Genomic DNA, 20327 nt, shown 5'->3' on the forward strand with positions numbered 1-20327 from the left:
TAATACAAATATGAGACTCGATATTTACTTAAATGTTTCGGGATAATTAAAAAACTGTTACCAATAGATTTCAACTTAACATTGCCTTAATGTTTCTATAATACAACCGTAAATTAGAGCTAACATTCATTTTACAAAAGCACCACATCTTTGCCGTGAATAAAATTAGAATTCACAGAAATGAAAAAAATCGTATTGATTTTAATATTGGCAGTAAGTCAATTTAGTTTTGCTCAAAGCAAAGGTTCAGTTAAAGGTTTATTAACTGATAAAGAAATGAATAATGAAGCGTTGCCTTTTGCAAATGTTTTTATAAAAGGATCTACTATAGGTACAACATCAGACATAGATGGTTTATACTCATTATCTATTGCAGAAGGAAACTACACTATTGTCTTTAGTTTTATTGGTTATAAAACTATTGAAAAGCCTTTAATCATTAAAGCAGGTGAAACCATAACTATAAATCAATTAATGAGCGCCGAAGAAGGTGTTGCTCTAGATGAAATAGAAGTAAAAGCTGTAACTACAAGAGAAAAAGCTAGTGCTCTTTTATTAGACCAAAAGAAAGCAGTTGTTATAAAAGAAAGTATTGGAGCAGAAGAATTAGCTACTAAAGGAATTAGTGACGCAGCTGGTGCGGTAGCAAAAATTTCAGGTGTTTCTAAACAAGAAGGTTCAAGCAATGTTTATGTACGTGGTTTAGGTGATAGGTATTTAAATACTACAATGAATGGTTTGTCATTACCTTCTAATGATATTAATAAAAAGAATATTAATTTAAATCTTTTTCCTTCAGATATCATTCAGAATGTATCTATAAGTAAAGCATATTCTTCTAACTTTTATGGAGATTTTGCAGCTGGTAATGTAGACATTACTTCAAAAGAATATAAAGGAAATGGTTTTTTAACTGCTAATATTAGTTCTGGAATAAACACAAGAGCAGCTGGAGAAAATTTTAAAAAGAGCGAAGGAACCGGTTATTTTGGTTACTACAACCGTTTTAAACACAATCCGTTTGCAGTAGTTTTATCTCACGGAATTGATCCTGTAGACGCAGGTGAACCAATAAATACCTCTATTGGTATTAACGCTGGTAAATCTTTCGATTTTGAAAACGAATCTCGTTTAAGTCTTTTTGGTACTGTTTCTTTTGAAAGAGACTTTAAATACAGAGAAGGCCCCTTAGTAAACTATACAAATGTTGCTAAAAAAGAATTTCCGAATGCTAAAGAATATGAATATTCTACAGCAACTACAGCAATGGCAAGTGCTATTTATAGAATTAATAATGACCATAAATTAAAATACACTTCATTATTCTTAAATAACTCTAGTGACGAAGTTGGTTATTATGGTACAGAAGGTTTAGGTAAAAATAGAGATGCACAATTAGATACTGATAAAGGTTTTTATCAAATGAATGTGCAATACAACCAAGATTTAATTTTTGTAAATCAATTGGTTGGAGAGCATACTATAGAAGAAGACAAACTTAAACTTACTTGGGGAATTGGGTATAACAATGTTTTTGCACACGAACCAGATAGAAAAAGAATTAGTTTAGAAAACTATCATTTAGCTTTAGATAACGACCCAAATACAAATCCATCTTTTTACAATAACATAGTTTTTGACAATCAACGTTATTTTCAAAAGATTATAGATGAAGAATTAAATAGTAGAATAAACCTAGAATATAAAGCTTCCGATAAATTAACATGGAACTTTGGTTATAACGGAAGAATTAAAACGAGAGATTTTACAAACATTCGTTACGGTTACGACTTTATTAACACAAACCAAGAAATAACGGATGTAAACAATATCAATTCAATTATTAATATTAATAACTTCGGAAACCTATATAATACAGAGGTTTTTAATGCAATAGATCCTCCAACACTTGGTAGTACAAACTTACCTGGTTTAGATGAGAATACGTATTCTGGAGAGTTACGTGTATATGCAGGTTATGTTTCTGCAGCTATTACACCTAACGAAAAATGGACAATTGTTCCTGGTGTTCGTTTAGAGTCATTTAACCAAGATATTAGTTATGATGTAATTAATATTAATCCAAATGATGCTAAATTTAGAGAGGCAAACGAAACATTTATCTTACCAAGTTTAAATACAAAATACGCTTTAACAGATAATCAAAATTTACGTTTTACTTTTAGTAAAACAGTATCTGTAACAGAATTTAAAGAAGTTACACCATTCCTTTACGAAGGTATTGGTGAAAGCGTTGGTGGTAATCCAGATTTATTAAACGACCCTTCATTTTCTGAAGTATATAACTTAGACTTAAAATACGAATGGTTTATAACAAGAGATGAACTTTTATCATTTAGTGCTTTTACAAAACAAATACACAATCCAATAAACTTAGTAGTAGCAAATGACGCTTCTGGTAACCAACGTTACTTTAGATCTGGAGACAAAGCAGAAGTTTATGGTGTGGAATTAGAAGCTCGTAAAAACTTAATTTTAAATGAAGATGAACAAACACAACTTTCCGCAGGTTTCAACTTTACGTACATGCACACAAAACAAGACTTAAAAAACGTGTCTGGTTTATACAGTGTATCATTTAATAGAACTAGTGATGAGCTACAAGGTGCATCTCCAATATTAGTAAATGCAAACATTAATTATAGTCCAACAAACTTTGAAAACTATAAACCAATTGCATCATTAGTATTTTCTTATTTCTCTGATAGAATAGATGCTTTAGGTTCTGGACAATTAGGAAACATTATTGAAAAAGGAATTCCTGTTTTAGACTTTGTTTGGAAAAATAAAATTGGTGAAGATTGGGAATTAAACTTAAGTGCTAAAAACTTACTAGACCCATCGATAAAAAGAATTAGAGAAAATACTTCAATTGGAGATGTAACTCTTTCAGAATATAAATTAGGAATGAACTTAGGCTTAGGTCTTACGTATAAATTTTAAAAAATAAAACAACTTTAATAATAAAAATGAAAAATTCAAACTTTAAAACAATGAAAAATAATTTATTAGCATTAGCTATAGCAACAACACTATTCGCTTCATGTGGTGAAGACGGAACAGCTGATATCATTATTAATGATAATAGCGTAACAAACAACACAAATGGTGGTGGTACAGCAACTACAGGCCAAGAAATAGAATTAAACGGAAACTATGCTTCAGATTTATCTTTAGATATTGCTAATACGTACATAGTTACTGGTCCAGTAATTATAGAAGACGGTGCAACTTTAACAATTCCTGCAGGAATGACAATTAAAGCAGCTGCAACAGGAGCTGACGTTTATGTTGCTATTTCTCAAGGCGCAAAAATTGACGCACAAGGAACAGCTAACCAACCAATTATTTTTACTTCTGCTGCTAATACACCAAATGCTGGTGATTGGGGAGGATTAATACTTTTAGGTAAAGCTCCTATTAACTCTGTTTCTGGTTCAGGAACTTCTACTTCAGAAATTGCAAGTTTACCTTTTGGAGGTAATGATGCTTCAGATGATTCTGGAAAATTACGTTATGTACGTGTTGAATATTCTGGTGGAAAGGCTGATGGAAATTCAGAAAACAACGGATTCTCTTTTTACGGTGTTGGTAATTCAACTTTAGTAGAATACATTCAAATGTATGAAGGAAAAGATGACGGTGTTGAGTTTTACGGAGGAACAGTAAATGTAAGTTACATTTCTATTGTAAACGCTCAAGATGATTCTATTGACTGGACAGAAGGTTATACAGGTACAATTACTGATGCTTATGTAAAACATGGTACTGATCACGATAAAGGTATTGAAGCTGATGGTTACAATACAGACATAGGAAACAACTCTAGCCCTTTATTTTGGTCTAAACCTACAGTAAACAACTTAACTATTATTGGTTTAGGTTCTGGAACTGGTAATGAAGCTGTTCGTTTAAGAGCAGGAACTCAAGCAATCTTTAGCAATGTTTTATTAAAAGGTTTTGCTGAAGGATTTGATCTTGATGGTGATGCTGGAGCAACAAGTGCTAACCCAACAGGAACAGGAGTTATAAACGGAGATTTAGATGTTAGCTCTGTAGCTTTTGAAGATATAACTGTAAAAATGAAAAACGATACAGGTGAAACTTTTACAGATGCAGATTTCTATACAGAAGATGCAACTGCAACAGGAACTGACTATGCTACCTGGGGAGCAGGTTGGACAAGACAATAAATAATATTATTGCACTAATTATTTGAATTAATTACATGAAAAACGCGCCAAATGGCGCGTTTTTTTTATTGAGAAAAATATCTTTTCAATCAAAAAATGAAATTTATTTAACAGCTATCTTGGTATCTTCTTTCCAAGTTTGTACACTAGCTACAGTACTGTTTTCAAAGTTTACTTCACGCAAAACATTTCCTTCCCACATAAACCACTTACCAACTTTTTTACCACTTTTATAGTGAGCAATTGTTGTTTTATTTCCTTTAGTATCAAAAGAAGTCCAAGTTCCTTCTAATTTTTTATCTTTAAAAAAACCTTGTTTTTCAATACTTCCATCTTCATAAAAATAAGTAGCTTTAACTAAATCACCAACTTTTTCAAATGAAGGACTTTTATCTTGAGCTTGTGTTAAAGAGACTGCTAAAATACAAGCGATTATAATTAATTTTTTCATAATATCTATTTTTATATTTACATTTCCTTTACAAATATAAGTTCTTTTTTACAATAAAGCAATATTTACATAACATTAAATTAACATTGCGATTAATTATTATAAATGGTTTAGCTTTTTTAAAATGAAAAAATATATATTTACGGTAGAATTATAATTAAAAAAACAAAAAGTTATGGCAGTAATGAAAGTAATTGAAGTATTAGCAAACTCAGAAAAAAGCTGGGAAGACGCTACAAAAAAAGCTGTAAAACAAGCTTCTAAATCTGTAAAAGGCATCAAATCTGTTTTTGTACAATCTCAAAGTGCAGTAGTAAACGGAGACGATGTTACTGAATTTAGAGTAAACCTAAAGCTTACTTTCGAAGTGAAGTAAGTTTTGTATATTTTTCTACTACTTTATAATGCGGTTTTACTTTTGTAAAATCGCATTATTGTTTTTACTATATTTGAAATATGAATATACTTCAACTTACACTTATTGGCTTTGTAGCACTTATACATATTTACATTGTAATATTAGAAATGGTTTTATGGACAAAACCAAAGGGAATAAAAGCTTTTGGATTAAAAAGCAAAGAGTTTGCCGAAGAAACTAAAGTTATGGCAGCAAATCAAGGTTTATATAATGGTTTTTTAGCTGCAGGCTTAATTTGGTCTATGGTTTCAAATAAAACGGATGTAGCAATTTTCTTTTTAGCATGTGTTTTCGTTGCGGGTATTTACGGAGCTTATTCTACTAAAAAAACTAAAATATTATATATTCAATCTATTCCTGCAACCTTAGGATTAATTTCACTTTTTCTTTAGAAAAAATCTAGCATTTTACTGTATTTTTGTATTGATTAAAAACAATACGAAATGGAAAAATATATAGTACAAATTAAAGAGTTACTTGTTGAATACTCTCCAAAAGTAATTACAGCATTAGCAATTTTAATAGTTGGTTTATTTATTATAAACCTAATAATTAAAGCTGTAAAAAAAATATTGCATAAACGTGGAATTGACATTACACTTCAAAAATTTTTCGGTAACCTACTTGGTTGGGCATTAAAAATACTTTTAATAATTACTGTAATTGCTAAACTAGGGATAGAAACTACTTCTTTTGCAGCAATAATTGGTGCTGCTGGTTTAGCTTTAGGTTTAGCATTACAAGGTTCTTTAGCTAATTTTGCTGGAGGCGCTTTAATTATGATTTTTAAACCTTTTAAAATTGGAGATCTAATAGAAGCACAAGGAGAAATTGGAGTTGTTAAAGAAATAGAAATCTTTACAACCAAACTTACTGGCTTATCTAACAGAGAAATAATAATACCTAACGGCGCTTTATCAAATGGAAATATTATTAATTTTTCTTCGGAAGGAACTCGTAGAGTAGACTTAACTTTTGGAGTTTCTTATGACGCTGATATTAAACAGACAAAAGATGTTTTAATGAATGTTTTAACTTCACATCCTAAAGTTTTAAAAGACCCTACTCCAACAGTAAATGTTTCTGAATTAGCAGATAGCTCCGTAAACTTTGCTGTAAGACCTTGGTGTAAAACAGAAGATTATTGGACTGTTTATTTTGATGTTACTGAAAACACAAAAATAGCGTTAGATAAAGCTGGAATAGAAATTCCTTATCCACATTCAGTAGAGATTCATAAAGAAAATTAAAAATGGTATAATTATTGTACTTTGTAACCAAAATAAATAAGATGAAATATAAATTAACAATATTACTATTATTACAAGCATTATTATTAACAGCACAAATGGAGAATAGATACTCCTTATCATCTTCTATGTCATTTAAAACTTTCTCAGATGTTGATAAAAACTTTAAAGGAACTCCTTTTATTAATAAAGACTTGAGACCAGTTACTATTGAAGGCTATAAGGAGACAGATTTAAAAGCTAGATACAATGCTCATCAAGATTATTTTGAAGTTTTAAGAAAAGGACAAACAAAATATTTTACTGTTAAAAGCCCTTTAAAACTTACTTTTGTCTACACTAATAAAGTTTATGCTGCTTTTAATAAAAGTGAGAATCAAAATGAAAAAACTTTCTATGTAATTAAACATGAAGATCCTTCATTTAAAATTCTACTCAAAGAAAATATTCTTTTAAAAGAAGAAGTTGAAGCTAAAACTGGTTATGGTTCTTATACACCACCAACTTTTAAACGAAAAAAAGACACTAACTTTGTAAAGTTTAAAAATTCTGATGAGGTAATAGAAATTCCAACAAAAACAAAAAAGTTTTTAGAAATAGTTTCAAATAAATCAAAAGAAGTAAAGACCTTTATTAAAAAAAATAAACTTAAATTAAAGAAAGAAAAAGATTTAATTAAAATATTTAAATATTATACTTCATTAAAATAATTTCTTCTTTTCAGGAATAGCAATAAAATCTTTTAAATAAAATGGTTCAAAATAAGCGACATCTTCGATGTCGTTTTTTTTGTATTTAGTAAATGATAAAGAAGCCATTTCTTTTGCTGAAGGGAATTTATCTTGTATAAAAACAGCATTCTTATGCGTAATTAAAGTTTTACACTTGGCTGCTCCATCTCCTAAAAAATATACTTTCCCTTTTGATAATTCATCTTGAAAAGAATTTTCGTCAATAATTTGTGCTTGAATTTCTCTAGTTTTACTATAATTTGAATCATAGACCGCAGCATACACTTCCATTCTACGAGCATCAATCATAGGTACAATTAAACCATCCTCAATTTTAATAGCATGTGCTAAAGAAGTTAATGTCTCAATAGAAATTAAAGGCTTATCAAAAGAAAAAGCCAAACCTTTAGCTGCAGAAACACCAATTCTTAATCCAGTATAAGAACCCGGACCTTTACTTACAGCAACAGCATCAATTTTATCTGTAGAAGTATTAGCTTCTTCTAAAATTTCAACAATAAAAGGGTGCAACTTTTCTGCATGAGAATAATTTCCATTATTCATTTCTTTTATTGCAATAATTTCTCCGTTTTTTGCTAAGCTAACTGAGCAATTTTTGGTTGCTGTTTCTATATTAAGTATAAGTGCCAAAATCTAAAAATTTGAGCAAAGATAGGCTTTAAAAACAAAAAACTCATCAACATTAGGGTTGATGAGTCTTCAATATATATTAAAATTGTTTTTAGTCTTGTAAAATATTTTCTCCGTAGTAAAACTTTAAAACTTTAGTAGTAAAAACATAATTGTATTTCGCCCTAATCATTGCTCCTTCTGCATTAACTAATCGATTTCGAACTTGATCAAAATCAAATAATGTCATTGCTCCATAATTATAACTTTCTTGCGCGTTTTTAAAAGCTTCAGTTTGTGCTGCTAAAGAAATTTCCGCTGCTTCAAATGCTTTTGCTGCTGCTTTTGCATCTTGGAAAGCTTGTTCTATAGTTTGTTGTAAACGTAGTTTTTCGCTTTCTAATCTTGTTTCTGTTATTAATTTACTGATTTTATTACGCTCCACATTTGCATCAGTTTTAAAACCGTTAAAAATTGGAATACTAACATTAAATCCTAAACCGTAACCTAAAGTTTCATCTAATTGATCAAAGAAACCTGTATTAGAAAATCCAGTTGGTAAATCTAAATTATAATTAAAATTTGACCCTACACTAGCAGAGGCTGTAATTGATGGTTTGTATGCTGATTTAGCTATTTCGATAGAAAGATCTGCACTTTCAATATTTAATTGCGCTCTTTTTATCTCAGGTCTGTTACTTAATGCCTTTTGATATACCTCTTCCGAAGTACTATATAACATTGCCGCAGAAGGTGAATCTACTTCGATTTTTGCAACATCAAAACCTTCAAAAGGAACTTGTAGCATTTGAGAAATATTAAGTAATGCTAAATTTAATGCGTTTTCTTGAGAAACCACATTTTGTGTATCATTTGCTGCTGTAGATTGCACGTTTAACAAATCACCTTTTGGGATTGTCCCTGCGTCAAATTGTGCTTTTGCTCTGTCTATTTGTTTTTGACTTATCTCAGCTTGAGTTGTAGCGACTAGTAAATTTTCTTTAGCAAATAATGCATTTAAATATGTATTAACTATACGTAATGCAATATCGTTTTCAATTACTTCTAAGTCTAATTTACTTCCTTCTACACCTAATTTTGCTTGATTATAAGTGTTTAAAACTCTATAACCATTAAACACAGTAATACCTGCATTTACACCAATAGAACCTCCAAAATTTGTTGTTGAAACTCTATCATTTGTTATAGGATTAAAACCAGAACCGAATCTTAAGTTTCCTCCTGTAGATCCATTTACAGAAGGCAATTTATTTCCTTTTGCGCTTTTAACATCAGATTCTGCTATGTCTATATTAAATTTGTTTTGCTTAATAGTAATGTTGTTTTCTAATGCGTAATCTACACATTCTTTAAGCGTCCATTTTTTTTGAGAAAATGCTGAAATTGATACAATTAAAGCAGCAAAAAATATAAGTTTAGTTTTCAACACGTTATTTTTATAAGATTATTAAGTTGACTTTTTACTAATAGTTTTAATAAGACGTTCAAAAACAAAATTTGTTACACTAATTCTTATTTATTAAAGTGTTAATTTTTTTCTTTCTGTTTATGCTTGTATAAAAAGTAGAATAAAGTACCAACTAATATGTATGGAAACACCATTAAATAGGTAATACCGTCGTTTACGCCTTCACCCATAGATTCGTTTCCATTTTCTACTACAGCTTTACACATGGCGCATTGCGCGGAAGAAATTTCAACTATAAATAGCATTAAAATAATTAATACACTTTTTTTCATCTTTAAATATAATAAGGTGAAATCATTAAATACACTATAACTCCAGTTACAGCAACATATAACCATAATGGAAATGTAATCTTTGCTATCTTTTTATGTTCTGGGAAATTACCCAACCTAGCTCTCATAAAGGTAATTAATACAAACGGAATAATAATTATCGACAATAAAATATGTGTAAATAATATAAAATAATAGATATATTTAACAATTCCTTCTCCACCAAATTTTGTAGAATCTGATGTCATATGATAGGCTACATATAAAACTAAAAACAAAACAGAACATATAATTGCTGTTGTGTTTAATTGTTCATGTAACTTTTTATTGCCTTTCTTTATGGCAACAACTGCTGTAACTAATAAAACGGCTGTTAATGCATTTATAGATGCATAAATTGGCGGTAAAAAACGTAAAGGTTCTACATTAGGAATCTTAATAACAAATAATGCGGCAACAGCTACTGGAATAGCAATTGATAAAATTGTTATTATTTTTTTGTATTTCTTTTCTTGTAATTGGTTATTCATTTAACAACAGTTTAATGTCTTTTTTTAATTCTGAAATTTGATTAGGAAACGATTGTTCAGGTAGTGCTCTATAATACATTATTGGGTTTCCATGTTCATCATAACGTGAGCGAATATAACCGTCTTTATCTACTAAAGCGAATAAACCAGAATGCTCAAACCCACCATGATCTTGTTCTCCTTTTCCAGCATATAATTTAAAACCATGATTAGATAATTTATACACATCTGCTTCTGGTTTCCCAGTTAATAAATGCCAGTTTTTATGCGTAATTCCCATTCTATCCGCATACTCTTTTAAAACTTTAGGTGTATCAATTTCTGGTGTAATTGAAATTGAAGCTATCCCAAATTCTGGATTGCCAAAAAATTCATTTTGTATAGTAAGCATTTGCTCATTCATAATTGGGCAAATTGTTGGGCAAGTTGAAAAGAAAAACTCAACAACATATACCTTTCCTAAGTAATCTTGATTTGTAATTGTTTTTCCTTCTTGGTTTGTAAACTCAAAAGCAGGCACTTTAGTAAAAGTATGCAAATCTGCCTTCTGAAAATGCTTTACAATTTTTGGAACTGCGTAAATTCCGAAGAGTAATACAATAAATGAAATACCTATATATGAGTGTTTTTTATTCATTTTCAACTTGTCATTCCTGCGAAGACAGGAATCTTATTATTGTTTAGTTATTCTTTTTAAAGAGCTTCCTACCTTCGCAGGAATGATAGAAAATTCTTATATTTCTCTATCTGCGTTATTCTTCTTTAATGCTAATCTATATTCTGCAAGTACAACTTTTACATCGTCTTTCATCTTATTGTTTAACTCTGCAACAGAATGCATATTGTATCCGTACAATTTTCCATCTACGGATTCTTTATCGTCTACTCTACCTCTTAACTTACCTTCTTTATCTATTATAAATGCTTTGTTTGCATATAAATTGCTAAGAGAGTCATTGGTAGAAAAACTTTCATAAACTGCTTCTATTTCTACAGCTGAAGCTCCGATAAATTTCCATTTAATTAAATCAGTAAATTTTCCTATTTCTTGTTTTAATTTTAAAACATCTTCTTTTTTATCATTAGGATAAATAGCTACTAATTGAAAGTCTTTAAAACCGTAAAAAGGTTTGTATATTTTTTGATTCAAATTAAAAAAACCTCCTTTTACACTTTCTATATCTTCACCTAAAAAAACAACAATAGAAATATTTCTTTTAAAGGTTGTAGTTTTTGCGCTATCAATTTCTGAAACATCTATTACATTTTCTGAAAGAATTGGTAACCTCCCAAAGTTATTAACTCCAGATGATATAAATATATACAGCAATAATGGTAATAGGAATAATGCTGATAATACAAATGTTTTTTTTACTTTATTTGTCATAAAAATTAGTCATAAAAAAAGGTGGTTAAAACCACCTTAAATATTTTTTAAATTACCATTTTACAAGTGGTGCTAATGTTTCGTATAAATAACCACCTTCAATTAATAGCAAGGTAACTAAATATGATATTAAAAACACCGATGACCAAACTACCGATCGTCTTAACCATTTTTTTTCACCATCCATGTGCATAAATGCCCAAGTAATGTAGTAAGCTTTTACTAATGTTAAGATAATAAAGATCCAGTTTAAAGGACTTGTGCCTAAAAAGCTAGTAAGGTGTAAAACATCTGGTTTTATAATTCCAAAAATTACTTCAACAATAGTTATAAGAGATAATAATCCAAAAACTATCCAGATTTTCTTTGTGTTTGATTCGTGTGCGTGTGCCATTTTTTCGCTTATTTTTTTATTAGATTCCCGTTTTCACGGGAATGACAATTCTATAGAAATTTAAGATGCAAACATCTTAAAAGCTTATCTTAAACTAAGTAGAAGAAGGTAAATACAAATACCCAAACTAAATCTACAAAGTGCCAATATAATCCTACTTTTTCTACCATTTCATAATGTCCTCTTCGTTCGTAAGTTCCTAAGATTACATTAAAGAAAATGATGATATTTATCAATACTCCTGTAAATACGTGAAAACCGTGAAAACCTGTAATAAAGAAAAAGAAATCGGCAAAAATTGTATTACCATATTCATTTACTTTTAAGTTTGCTCCTTCTACCACTAATTTAGCTTTAGCAAGTTCTGCTAAACCTTTTTCTCTTGATAAAATTATTTTTTGTTTGGTTGCCGGATCTATTAACTCCGAACGAATAGCTACATCTGGATTTGAAGCAAATGATTTTTGAACTTGAGCTACAGAATATTGAGACATAGCTCCTTCTCCTTCAAACCATAAACCGTTTGTAGGCGTTTGTTGAACACGTTCGTCCATTCTATCTCCAGTTACAAAATCTGCAAGTGCTATTTGATGACCGTCTTTTACAAATTGTAAAACTTTACCATCTGTAGTTTTAACTGCTCCGTAAGAACCATTAATAAAGTTTTTCCATTCCCAAGCTTGTGAACCTAAGAATATAATTCCTCCAACAATAGTTAAAAACATATAGAAAGTAACTTTCTTTTTTTTCATTTGATGACCAGCATCTACAGCCAACACCATTGTTACCGAAGAAAATATTAAAATAAAGGTCATTAAAGCCACATAATACATTGGTGCGTGTACACCGTGTAAAAATGGGAAGTGAGTAAACACTTCATCGGCAATTGGCCAAGAGTCAATAAATTTAAAACGAGTTAAACCATAAGCGGCTAAAAAACCAGAAAAGGTTAATGCATCAGACACGATAAAAAACCACATCATCATTTTACCGTAACTAGCTCCAAAAGGTTTTACTCCGCCTCCGCCCCAAGTTTCTTTGCTGTCAGAAGGTATAGCAACATTTGCTTCCATATATATTTCAGTTTGTTATTTTTCTTAATAGTTTGCCAAAATTAATCATTTTCTATCATCTAATAAAATAGAAAAAGAAAAATAGATAAATCCATAGTACATCTACAAAATGCCAAAAGATTGCACCTAGCTCAAAACCAAGCGTTTCCGTGGCATTATACTTGTTTTTAAAATGATTATAAATAACAACTAATAACACAATTACACCTGCAATTAGGTGTAAAACATGCATTAATGTTATTCCAATGATAAAAGAAGTAGACACTGTGCTCCCTGGACCAGTAAAATAAAGTCCAGAACTTTTTAGTTGATCAAAGCCTACATATTGATACCAAATAAATCCAATTCCTAAAATTAATGTAATTATTAGAAATATTCTTGATGTTGGTACATTATCTTTTTTTAATAATTTTTGCGATATAAATAATGTTATACTACTTAAAACAATTAATGCTGTACTTATATAAAACGCTTGAGGCAAATCAAAAGTTACCCAATCATCACGTTTCATGCTAATAACATAAGCACTTGTTAAACCTGCAAAAAACATAACCATACTAATCATTGAAACCCATAACATAGGTTTTGCAGATTTTCTTCTAGCTACAGTTAATTCTTTATCTACTTGTTCTCTATTATTCATTTAATGTAAAAATTTATCTACGACATAAATTATTTGCACTAGCGTTATATATAAAACACTCGACAACATTAATTTACGCGCATCAATATTACTTTCAGATTTGTGTAACTTTATTCCAAAGTACAACATAATTCCACCTAATAGTGCTATAATTATTGCTGTTAATGGACATATATAAAAGTTTCCTGACATTTTTAAAACTGGTGCAACAGAAACTAAAATCATTATTATTGTGTAAAAAATAATTTGCTTTACAGCACCTTTATCTTTTTTATTCATTGGTAACATACCAAATCCTGCTTTTTTATATTCTTCAAATTGTAACCATCCAATTGCCCAAAAGTGAGGAAATTGCCAGAAAAATTGAATCATAAAAAGCATTCCTGCTTCTATACCAAACTGATTTGTTGCTGCAACCCAACCTAACATAAAAGGAATTGCACCTGGAATTGCTCCTACAAAAACAGTTAATGGTGTTACCGCTTTTAACGGTGTATAAGCACAAGCATACAAAAATATTGAAATAGCCCCAAATAAAGCCGTTTTAGGGTTTATGTAATATAAAATTGAAAGACCAACAATTGTAAATAGAATTGCTATTGTTAAAGCTGTATTTACACTCATTCTACCTGTTGGTAAAGGTCTATCTTTGGTTCTTTGCATTAAAGCATCGGTGTCTTTCTCAATTACTTGATTAAAAGCGTTTGAAGCACCAACCATTAAGAAACCACCAATTGTAAGTAAAATTAAGGTAGTATAATTTATAGTTTCTGCCGCCAATAAATAACCTGCAACCGAAGAAAAAACAACACTTAAAGACAAGCCTACTTTGGTAAGTTGTTTAAAGTCTGAAATGAGCGTTTTCACAGATGTTTTATTGTTTGAAATAATGGTAGAATTCATCGAAAATAATTCGATTGCAAAGATATTCTATAAATATGGATTTACCATAATTTTCATGGCTAATTATAGGAAAATAAGATTACTTATCTAAAAATCAAAGTACCAGTTAAACAAATCTGCACGCAAGCCAACTGTAAACCAAATATTGGTATCTGCTTTAAATGTTGCGGTTGGAGTTTCAGGAGAAAACTTTCTATATGACAAACCTGCAAATAAACTTAGTTTGTTTGATGGATTCAATAAATAATTACCCTGAGCATCAAACATAAAAATTGTGGCTGTATTTCCTTGTCCTATTGAATTGTTTGTATCACTTACCCTAATGTCATAGGATTGATAAATATTACCACCATAACTAACAGTTCCATCTTTATCAAAACCTCTTTTTCCTAAAATTAATTTTCCATAACCACTCCAACGATCTTTCTTATAGCGAGCAATACCAATCATTTCCCAGAAATTTGCTCCCCATAAATGCCCAATTGGCTGACTATAATGTCCATAATTTAACACCGGATTTTGATGTGCAAATGTATAAGGCCTAGCATAATTAAATTCTCCTTGCAGAAAAAGGTTCTTCACATTTAACGCGTCAAACCATTTTGCACCCAATTGTAAGCCAAACTTATTTCTCCAATCACTTAAATTGGTTAAGTTTCCGAAAGAAAATTCATCAATCAGCAATTGAGAATATCCCATAAACTTATCTGAAAATTTATATTTCGAAGTTATTCCTATTAAAGCATTACCAACATCTTCACCTCTGTTAAATTCCACAGATCGGTAAAACATTAACGGATTAAAAAAGGACATGTCTATTCCGTTTTCCCCTGCAGAAACAGCTGCCTCAAAGAAACCTAAGTTAAATTTATCTGTTACATTAATACTCAAATAATGCATTGCTATGTATTTACGCAAATGTGCTCTATCATTTGCATTTGCAGCAAATTCTCTTACATCTTGTGCCCACATCCAAATGTTAGTGTATTTAAACTTCCAAAAACTAACATCCATTTTTAAATAAGTTGCTGGAGAAGAAACATCTGAAAGTAAAAAAGAACGATAACCATCTCCAATAAAGTTTTTTCCATGACCTAGTTGAACATTCAAAAACTTATTAGGCGTATAAGACATATAACCTTCCGCTACAGGATAATCATAACCAGTTCCAAACTCTTTTGCCTTACCTCTTCCCGGAACTAATCCTTCTGAACTTACTGGTTTAAAGGTTTCCTTATCTGGATTACTTGCATATAAGTTTACATATTCTGCAAACCTTCCCTGGCTTTCATATATTGTTGTAGAAAACGAAAACTTATCACCTAAGCCTCCATCAATTTTCATAAAACGCGTATTATTATACGTATACTTTTGACTATCAGAATTATCTTTTCCTAATTGAACATCAACTAGAAAATCTAATGTTAACCAATAATCTTCCTTCTTTACTTGAAGTAAATGCTCATTCCAAAGTTTACGTCCAAACCAAGATTTTTTTTCTGGCTTTAAAAAAGGTGTTTTTTCTTTTTCAAAATCATAAACCTTGTTAATTTCATTGTGAATATAGGGCTTTGAAGCCGTATGAGTACCTTTGTTTTTATGTAAAGCATATTCATAATCCACATAACTTTGATGTGTAAAAGGAATATTCAACTGACTATTGTGTTCTAAAAAAGTACTATCTGCTAGTTTTTGCTGAGCAACTACAACATTAATATCTAGTTTAGGCTCTGCATTTATTTTAATTCCCGAAGGGTTTTCTGAAAGCGGAAATGCTATAGGAAGCACAAAGCGCATTTCTACAGTATGATTATTGTAGGTTGCGGCTTTAACTGCTGGCATTTTAGCAAAAACACGATTAACTTCAGTTTGTAATTCTTTATATGGAGAATTAACTAATAAGCTATTAAAAACTCCTTTTTCATCAACATAAAAAAGAACATTAACTGTTTTGTTGAAACTCTCTTTTTCTAATACTTCTGGGACTTTAAACTCCTTAAAGAAATATGTATTTGCTTGCTGATAAAAACATTTCTCTTGTTCTTCTGCAGAAACATCTTCACATTCTTTAAACATTGGATAACGTTCAGAATTCTGTGAAAAAATTAATGTAGGAATAATAAGAAGTAAAACAAGTATAGATTTCTTCATTATGTATTAAAGTTTTGTAACTCTATTTTCTTTTAGTTGATATTTTTCTAAACTCTCTGAGCAAGTTGCCAATCCGTTTTCATCAAAATTAAGGCGATGACCATATTCACTAACCCAACCAATGTGTTTTGATGGATTACCAACAACTAAAGAATACGGTAAAACTTCTTTAACAACAACAGCACCTGCTCCAATAAAAGCAAACTCACCTATATCATTTCCACAAACAATGGTTGCATTTGCACCAATACTGGCACCTTTTTTTACAGTAGTTTTCAGGTATTCATTTTTACGATTTACAGCACTTCTTGGGTTTATAACATTCGTAAAAACCATTGATGGCCCAAGAAAAACATCATCTTGGCAAATTACACCTGTATAAATAGAAACATTATTTTGAACTTTTACATTTTTACCCAAAATTACTTCTGGAGAAACTACAACATTCTGACCAATATTACAACCTTCTCCAATAGTACAATTTGGCATAATATGACTGAAATGCCAAATTTTTGTACCATTTCCAATTGTACATCCGTTGTCTATAACAGCCGTTTCATGTGCAAAAAAATCACTCATTATTAGTAGTCGGTTTCTGTATTTAAATTTAAAATAATCTGTTTTGCTGATGAAGTTCCAATTCTATCAACTCCAATTGAAATCATTTTTTTAGCTTGTTCTAAAGTTTTTACACCTCCAGCTGCTTTTATTTTTAATGGTGAAGCATTTTCTACTATTAACTTCATTGCTTCAAAAGTTGCTCCACTTGGTTTGTTATTTTCAGTTTGAAAGAATCCTGTAGAAGATTTTACAAAAATATTTTCAAAATTTGATTCTTCAAAATTACTGATAACTATATTTTTAATCAGTTGTGAAAGTACAATTATTTCTTCATTTGATAACGCTGCAATTTCTATGATCCACTTTACAGTTTTATTATTTTCTAAACAAAGTTTTGTACAGTTTACAACTTCAGTTTTTATCAATGTTAAATCTCCATTTTTAAATGCATTATAATTGATAACAAAATCGAGTTCGTCTGCACCTAATTCAATTGCCTTTTTTGCTTCGGATATCTTAACATCAACCGAAGAGTTTCCTTCAGGAAAATCTATTACAGTTCCAATTAAAACCTCTGAATTATTTTCACTAATCAATTCTTTAGCAACAGTAATATAGTTGCTACGAAGCATTACCAACTTCATTTCATATTTAATTGCATCTTCAATAAGCTCAACATTTCTTTGAGTAGTTTCTTCAACAGAAATATGAGCCTGTTCAGCGGTTTTAAGATAGGTACTATCTATGTAATTGTTGATATTCATTAATAGCAAAAATAAAAAAACTCAGCAATAAAGCTGAGTTTTAAAATATTATTCTACATGAAATGTAATGGGTAAAGTGTATTTAACTTTAACAGCATTGCCTCTTTGTTTTCCAGGAGTAAACTGTGGAATTTTATCTACAATTCTTTGTACTTCTTTTTCTAATCTTTTATGAGGTGCTTTTATTTTTACTTGTGTAACATTCCCTATTTTATCTATTACAAACAAAGCATACATTTTCTGTTTACCAGAAGACAAACCCAAATCTTGCCCCAAACCACTATTAAAGTGTTTTTGCACATGCTTAGATATTTTTCTAACAAAACATTTTTTATTTTCAACTTCAGACAAACCTTCACAACCTCTATAAATTGGAGCTTCTTCAATTCTTATGAAAGGGATCTCATCTTCAATTGGGTCATCAATCACAACTTCAACAATATCGTCTGGATTCAAAATAGGTGTATCTACTATATCTGTTGGCTTATCTATCACATTTTCAATATGTGTCTCATCTACTTTATCAATTACGTTTAAAATAGCTGTTGTTTTTGGCTTAACGGGCTCATCAAATTTTGGCTTTGGAATATCTTTTATAAATGCCATTGGTGGAGTTTCATTAATTACATAGGTATTTTCTCCTGGATCATAATCTTCAACTAAATTTTTCTTTTCTACTGTTTCAAACTCTAAAACTACATAGACTGTAAATAAGGTTAATACCAAACCTAGTTGCATAAATACTGTTGAGAACTTTTCTAATTGTTTTCTCGGTTTTTTCTTTAAGTTGTTCATAATAAGATAGTTTAAATGTTAAGACTATGTTAAAACAAGAAACATGCCATTACATTACTAATTTAAATTTTAACATTTAAAACAACAAAAAACGCAACTCATATGAGTTGCGTTTTTCAAAATATAAAAATATTTTTATCTATTCTACATTAAAAGTAATTGGAAGTGTATAACCTACACGAACCGCTTTACCTCTTTGTCTACCTGGTTTCATTTTAGGTAACTTCTTTGCTATACGAATAGCTTCTTTCTTTAATCTTGGGTGTGGTGCTCTTGCATTAATAGCAGTAATACTTCCATCTTTATCAATTTTAAATTGAACATAGATTTTCTTCTTACCTGGCGCTAAACCTAACTCATTTGCTAATTCAGCATCAAAGTTTCTTTGTACGTGCTTACGCATCTTTTTATTTAAACAATCTTTCTTTTGTGCTTTTGTTCCCGTACAACCTGGAAAAACTGGTACTTCTTCAATAATTGAAAAAGGAACGTCTTCTATAACTTCTTCCTCTTCTTCTACCTCAACAATTTCCTCTACCTCTACAGATTCAGTTTCATCTGTTTCAGTAGTTTCAATTACTGTTTCCACTATTTCTTCTTCATCTTCTACAACTTCAATTTTTTCTGGAGTTGGTGGTGGTGGAGTTTTTGGTGGTGGTGGTGGTGGTGTATTTTGCATGACAATTGTTTCTTCTTCAATTTCATTTGCCATGTTTGAATCTCCTAGAGTAGATACAGACTTGTCATAAGTCTTCTGCTCAATTGCCATATACGTTACAAATAACGCTAAAACCAAACCTAGCTGCATAAACAACTTGCTGTAATTCTCTAAATTTGATTTTGGATTTTTCTTAATTTCCATCCTAAAAAGTTTTTAATAGTTCGCTAATTTACTTAATTTTTTATGACTTATACAAGTCCAAACGTTAAATAGCTTGTTTTTTTTCAATTTTCTTATTAAAAATTAACATTGCTATGATTGCTCCTAATGTATTTGCAAGCATATCTAAATAACTTGCTTCCCGGTAATCGGTTATTGTTCCTTGTAAAACCTCAATAATTATGCCGTAAAAAATACAGGCAACTACTACAAGGTATTTATTTTTATTGTTTGATAAAGTTGTTCTAAAAGCAAACAACCAACTTAAAGTTAAAACTAAGTAAGCAATTAAATGTTCAATTTTATCAATATTTGATATCTGAACTGGCTGATTACCTAATTTTATTAAGCTTAAAACAGCAATTACAATAGTTATTGCAATTGCTATAAAAAATCTATTATCCTTTAATAAGTTCTTGATACGCTTCAGCATTTAGTAAGTCTTTAATTTGACTTTCATCTTCAATTTTAAGCTTAATCATCCAACCTTCTCCATAAGGATCTGAGTTTACTAATTCTGGCTCATCCTCTAAAGCTTCATTAAATTCTACTACTTCACCTTTTAATGGCATAAATAAATCTGATACTGTTTTTACTGCTTCAACAGATCCAAAAACCTCATCTTTTTCTACTGTTTCATCTAATGTATCTACATCTACATAAACGATGTCTCCAAGTTCTCCTTGTGCAAAATCTGTAATACCAATTGTTGCTATATCGCCATTAATTTTAATCCATTCGTGATCTTTTGTGTAACTTAAATCTGTAGGTATGTTCATTGTAATTTTATT

The 20327-nt window shown here is 30.1% G+C and carries 24 protein-coding genes; 6 read left to right on the plus strand and 18 right to left on the minus strand.

The window, feature by feature from the left end; all coding sequences use genetic code 11:
- The first annotated feature begins 180 nt into the window (after positions 1-180).
- Entirely contained in the window at positions 181-2964 is a 2784-nt protein-coding gene (locus LPB136_RS09325; protein WP_072556062.1) for a TonB-dependent receptor, read from the plus strand.
- 50 nt (positions 2965-3014) lie between these two features.
- Complete coding sequence (locus LPB136_RS09330) at positions 3015-4214, plus strand: multidrug transporter (RefSeq protein ID WP_072556960.1); 1200 nt, start codon at positions 3015-3017, stop codon at positions 4212-4214.
- Positions 4215-4317: 103 nt separating this feature from the next.
- Here the strand turns inward: LPB136_RS09330 and LPB136_RS09335 are convergent, their stop codons facing one another.
- The gene (locus LPB136_RS09335) at positions 4318-4665 is read right to left on the minus strand and encodes a toxin-antitoxin system YwqK family antitoxin (RefSeq protein ID WP_072556063.1); all 348 of its coding nucleotides are present in this window, start codon (positions 4663-4665) and stop codon (positions 4318-4320) included.
- 175 nt (positions 4666-4840) lie between these two features.
- Between LPB136_RS09335 and LPB136_RS09340 the strand changes: the two genes are divergently transcribed.
- The 4 genes from LPB136_RS09340 (at position 4841) to LPB136_RS09355 (ending at position 7043) form a co-directional block, all read left to right on the plus strand.
- The gene (locus LPB136_RS09340) at positions 4841-5041 is read left to right on the plus strand and encodes a dodecin family protein (RefSeq protein ID WP_072556064.1); all 201 of its coding nucleotides are present in this window, start codon (positions 4841-4843) and stop codon (positions 5039-5041) included.
- 80 nt (positions 5042-5121) lie between these two features.
- Positions 5122-5475: a DUF1304 domain-containing protein gene (locus tag LPB136_RS09345; RefSeq protein WP_072556065.1), complete on the plus strand. Its 354-nt coding sequence runs from the start codon at positions 5122-5124 to the stop codon at positions 5473-5475.
- 51 nt (positions 5476-5526) lie between these two features.
- Positions 5527-6333 (plus strand): mechanosensitive ion channel family protein, encoded by an 807-nt coding sequence (locus LPB136_RS09350; protein WP_072556066.1) that lies wholly within the window; start codon positions 5527-5529, stop codon positions 6331-6333.
- A gap of 41 nt (positions 6334-6374) precedes the next feature.
- Positions 6375-7043, plus strand: coding sequence for a hypothetical protein (locus tag LPB136_RS09355; RefSeq protein WP_072556067.1), 669 nt, complete (start codon positions 6375-6377; stop codon positions 7041-7043).
- On the opposite strand, the gene tsaB is transcribed toward LPB136_RS09355, so the two are convergent.
- The 17 genes from tsaB to gcvH all read right to left on the minus strand — a co-directional run bounded on the left by tsaB (position 7035) and on the right by gcvH (position 20315).
- A complete protein-coding gene (tsaB, locus tag LPB136_RS09360) occupies positions 7035-7715 on the minus strand; it encodes a tRNA (adenosine(37)-N6)-threonylcarbamoyltransferase complex dimerization subunit type 1 TsaB (RefSeq protein WP_072556068.1) in 681 nt (226 codons plus the stop codon). The genes LPB136_RS09355 and tsaB overlap by 9 nt on opposite strands.
- A 91-nt stretch (positions 7716-7806) precedes the next feature.
- Positions 7807-9144 (minus strand): TolC family protein, encoded by a 1338-nt coding sequence (locus LPB136_RS09365; RefSeq protein WP_237267372.1) that lies wholly within the window; start codon positions 9142-9144, stop codon positions 7807-7809.
- Between the two features lie 98 nt (positions 9145-9242).
- Positions 9243-9455, minus strand: a complete 213-nt coding sequence (locus LPB136_RS09370; RefSeq protein WP_072556070.1) for a hypothetical protein — start codon at positions 9453-9455, stop codon at positions 9243-9245.
- A gap of 2 nt (positions 9456-9457) precedes the next feature.
- Positions 9458-9985 (minus strand): DUF420 domain-containing protein, encoded by a 528-nt coding sequence (locus LPB136_RS09375; RefSeq protein WP_072556071.1) that lies wholly within the window; start codon positions 9983-9985, stop codon positions 9458-9460.
- Positions 9978-10622, minus strand: a complete 645-nt coding sequence (locus LPB136_RS09380; RefSeq protein WP_072556072.1) for an SCO family protein — start codon at positions 10620-10622, stop codon at positions 9978-9980. The genes LPB136_RS09375 and LPB136_RS09380 overlap by 8 nt, the downstream gene beginning before the upstream one ends.
- A gap of 96 nt (positions 10623-10718) precedes the next feature.
- Positions 10719-11372, minus strand: a complete 654-nt coding sequence (locus tag LPB136_RS09385; RefSeq protein ID WP_072556073.1) for a hypothetical protein — start codon at positions 11370-11372, stop codon at positions 10719-10721.
- Between the two features lie 52 nt (positions 11373-11424).
- Complete coding sequence (locus LPB136_RS09390; protein WP_072556074.1) at positions 11425-11766, minus strand: cytochrome C oxidase subunit IV family protein; 342 nt, start codon at positions 11764-11766, stop codon at positions 11425-11427.
- Positions 11767-11855: 89 nt separating this feature from the next.
- Complete coding sequence (locus tag LPB136_RS09395; protein ID WP_072556075.1) at positions 11856-12839, minus strand: cytochrome c oxidase subunit 3; 984 nt, start codon at positions 12837-12839, stop codon at positions 11856-11858.
- 55 nt (positions 12840-12894) lie between these two features.
- Entirely contained in the window at positions 12895-13482 is a 588-nt protein-coding gene (locus tag LPB136_RS09400; RefSeq protein WP_072556076.1) for a cytochrome c oxidase subunit 3, read from the minus strand.
- Entirely contained in the window at positions 13483-14385 is a 903-nt protein-coding gene (gene cyoE / locus LPB136_RS09405) for a heme o synthase (RefSeq protein ID WP_072556077.1), read from the minus strand.
- Positions 14386-14472: 87 nt separating this feature from the next.
- Entirely contained in the window at positions 14473-16536 is a 2064-nt protein-coding gene (locus LPB136_RS09410; protein ID WP_072556078.1) for a hypothetical protein, read from the minus strand.
- Between the two features lie 6 nt (positions 16537-16542).
- The gene (locus tag LPB136_RS09415) at positions 16543-17115 is read right to left on the minus strand and encodes an acyltransferase (RefSeq protein ID WP_072556079.1); all 573 of its coding nucleotides are present in this window, start codon (positions 17113-17115) and stop codon (positions 16543-16545) included.
- 2 nt (positions 17116-17117) lie between these two features.
- Positions 17118-17861, minus strand: a complete 744-nt coding sequence (gene deoC / locus LPB136_RS09420) for a deoxyribose-phosphate aldolase (RefSeq protein WP_072556080.1) — start codon at positions 17859-17861, stop codon at positions 17118-17120.
- A 48-nt stretch (positions 17862-17909) separates the two neighbouring features.
- Entirely contained in the window at positions 17910-18656 is a 747-nt protein-coding gene (locus LPB136_RS09425; RefSeq protein ID WP_072556081.1) for an energy transducer TonB, read from the minus strand.
- A 139-nt stretch (positions 18657-18795) separates the two neighbouring features.
- The gene (locus LPB136_RS09430) at positions 18796-19518 is read right to left on the minus strand and encodes an energy transducer TonB (RefSeq protein ID WP_072556082.1); all 723 of its coding nucleotides are present in this window, start codon (positions 19516-19518) and stop codon (positions 18796-18798) included.
- A 64-nt stretch (positions 19519-19582) separates the two neighbouring features.
- Positions 19583-19969, minus strand: coding sequence for a VanZ family protein (locus tag LPB136_RS09435; protein ID WP_072556083.1), 387 nt, complete (start codon positions 19967-19969; stop codon positions 19583-19585).
- Positions 19935-20315, minus strand: a complete 381-nt coding sequence (gene gcvH, locus LPB136_RS09440) for a glycine cleavage system protein GcvH (protein WP_072556084.1) — start codon at positions 20313-20315, stop codon at positions 19935-19937. Before gcvH ends, LPB136_RS09435 begins: the two co-directional genes overlap by 35 nt.
- Positions 20316-20327: the final 12 nt, after the last annotated feature.

Origin of the sequence: Tenacibaculum todarodis (assembly GCF_001889045.1) — a bacterium.
GTDB classification, from domain to species: domain Bacteria; phylum Bacteroidota; class Bacteroidia; order Flavobacteriales; family Flavobacteriaceae; genus Polaribacter; species Polaribacter todarodis.

Excerpts from the sequence above, each read along its gene's own strand:
- LPB136_RS09380 (WP_072556072.1), bottom strand. The coding sequence starts at position 10,622 with ATGAATAAAAAACACTCATATATAGGTATTTCATTTATTGTATTACTC.
- deoC (WP_072556080.1), bottom strand. The coding sequence starts at position 17,861 with ATGAATATCAACAATTACATAGATAGTACCTATCTTAAAACCGCTGAA.
- LPB136_RS09330 (WP_072556960.1), top strand. The coding sequence starts at position 3,015 with ATGAAAAATAATTTATTAGCATTAGCTATAGCAACAACACTATTCGCT.
- LPB136_RS09425 (WP_072556081.1), bottom strand. The coding sequence starts at position 18,656 with ATGAACAACTTAAAGAAAAAACCGAGAAAACAATTAGAAAAGTTCTCA.
- LPB136_RS09430 (WP_072556082.1), bottom strand. The coding sequence starts at position 19,518 with ATGGAAATTAAGAAAAATCCAAAATCAAATTTAGAGAATTACAGCAAG.
- LPB136_RS09375 (WP_072556071.1), bottom strand. The coding sequence starts at position 9,985 with ATGAATAACCAATTACAAGAAAAGAAATACAAAAAAATAATAACAATT.
- cyoE (WP_072556077.1), bottom strand. The coding sequence starts at position 14,385 with ATGAATTCTACCATTATTTCAAACAATAAAACATCTGTGAAAACGCTC.
- LPB136_RS09345 (WP_072556065.1), top strand. The coding sequence starts at position 5,122 with ATGAATATACTTCAACTTACACTTATTGGCTTTGTAGCACTTATACAT.
- LPB136_RS09370 (WP_072556070.1), bottom strand. The coding sequence starts at position 9,455 with ATGAAAAAAAGTGTATTAATTATTTTAATGCTATTTATAGTTGAAATT.
- gcvH (WP_072556084.1), bottom strand. The coding sequence starts at position 20,315 with ATGAACATACCTACAGATTTAAGTTACACAAAAGATCACGAATGGATT.
- LPB136_RS09435 (WP_072556083.1), bottom strand. The coding sequence starts at position 19,969 with ATGCTGAAGCGTATCAAGAACTTATTAAAGGATAATAGATTTTTTATA.
- LPB136_RS09355 (WP_072556067.1), top strand. The coding sequence starts at position 6,375 with ATGAAATATAAATTAACAATATTACTATTATTACAAGCATTATTATTA.
- LPB136_RS09340 (WP_072556064.1), top strand. The coding sequence starts at position 4,841 with ATGGCAGTAATGAAAGTAATTGAAGTATTAGCAAACTCAGAAAAAAGC.
- LPB136_RS09335 (WP_072556063.1), bottom strand. The coding sequence starts at position 4,665 with ATGAAAAAATTAATTATAATCGCTTGTATTTTAGCAGTCTCTTTAACA.
- LPB136_RS09390 (WP_072556074.1), bottom strand. The coding sequence starts at position 11,766 with ATGGCACACGCACACGAATCAAACACAAAGAAAATCTGGATAGTTTTT.
- LPB136_RS09395 (WP_072556075.1), bottom strand. The coding sequence starts at position 12,839 with ATGGAAGCAAATGTTGCTATACCTTCTGACAGCAAAGAAACTTGGGGC.
- LPB136_RS09415 (WP_072556079.1), bottom strand. The coding sequence starts at position 17,115 with ATGAGTGATTTTTTTGCACATGAAACGGCTGTTATAGACAACGGATGT.
- LPB136_RS09350 (WP_072556066.1), top strand. The coding sequence starts at position 5,527 with ATGGAAAAATATATAGTACAAATTAAAGAGTTACTTGTTGAATACTCT.
- LPB136_RS09325 (WP_072556062.1), top strand. The coding sequence starts at position 181 with ATGAAAAAAATCGTATTGATTTTAATATTGGCAGTAAGTCAATTTAGT.
- LPB136_RS09400 (WP_072556076.1), bottom strand. The coding sequence starts at position 13,482 with ATGAATAATAGAGAACAAGTAGATAAAGAATTAACTGTAGCTAGAAGA.
- LPB136_RS09410 (WP_072556078.1), bottom strand. The coding sequence starts at position 16,536 with ATGAAGAAATCTATACTTGTTTTACTTCTTATTATTCCTACATTAATT.
- LPB136_RS09385 (WP_072556073.1), bottom strand. The coding sequence starts at position 11,372 with ATGACAAATAAAGTAAAAAAAACATTTGTATTATCAGCATTATTCCTA.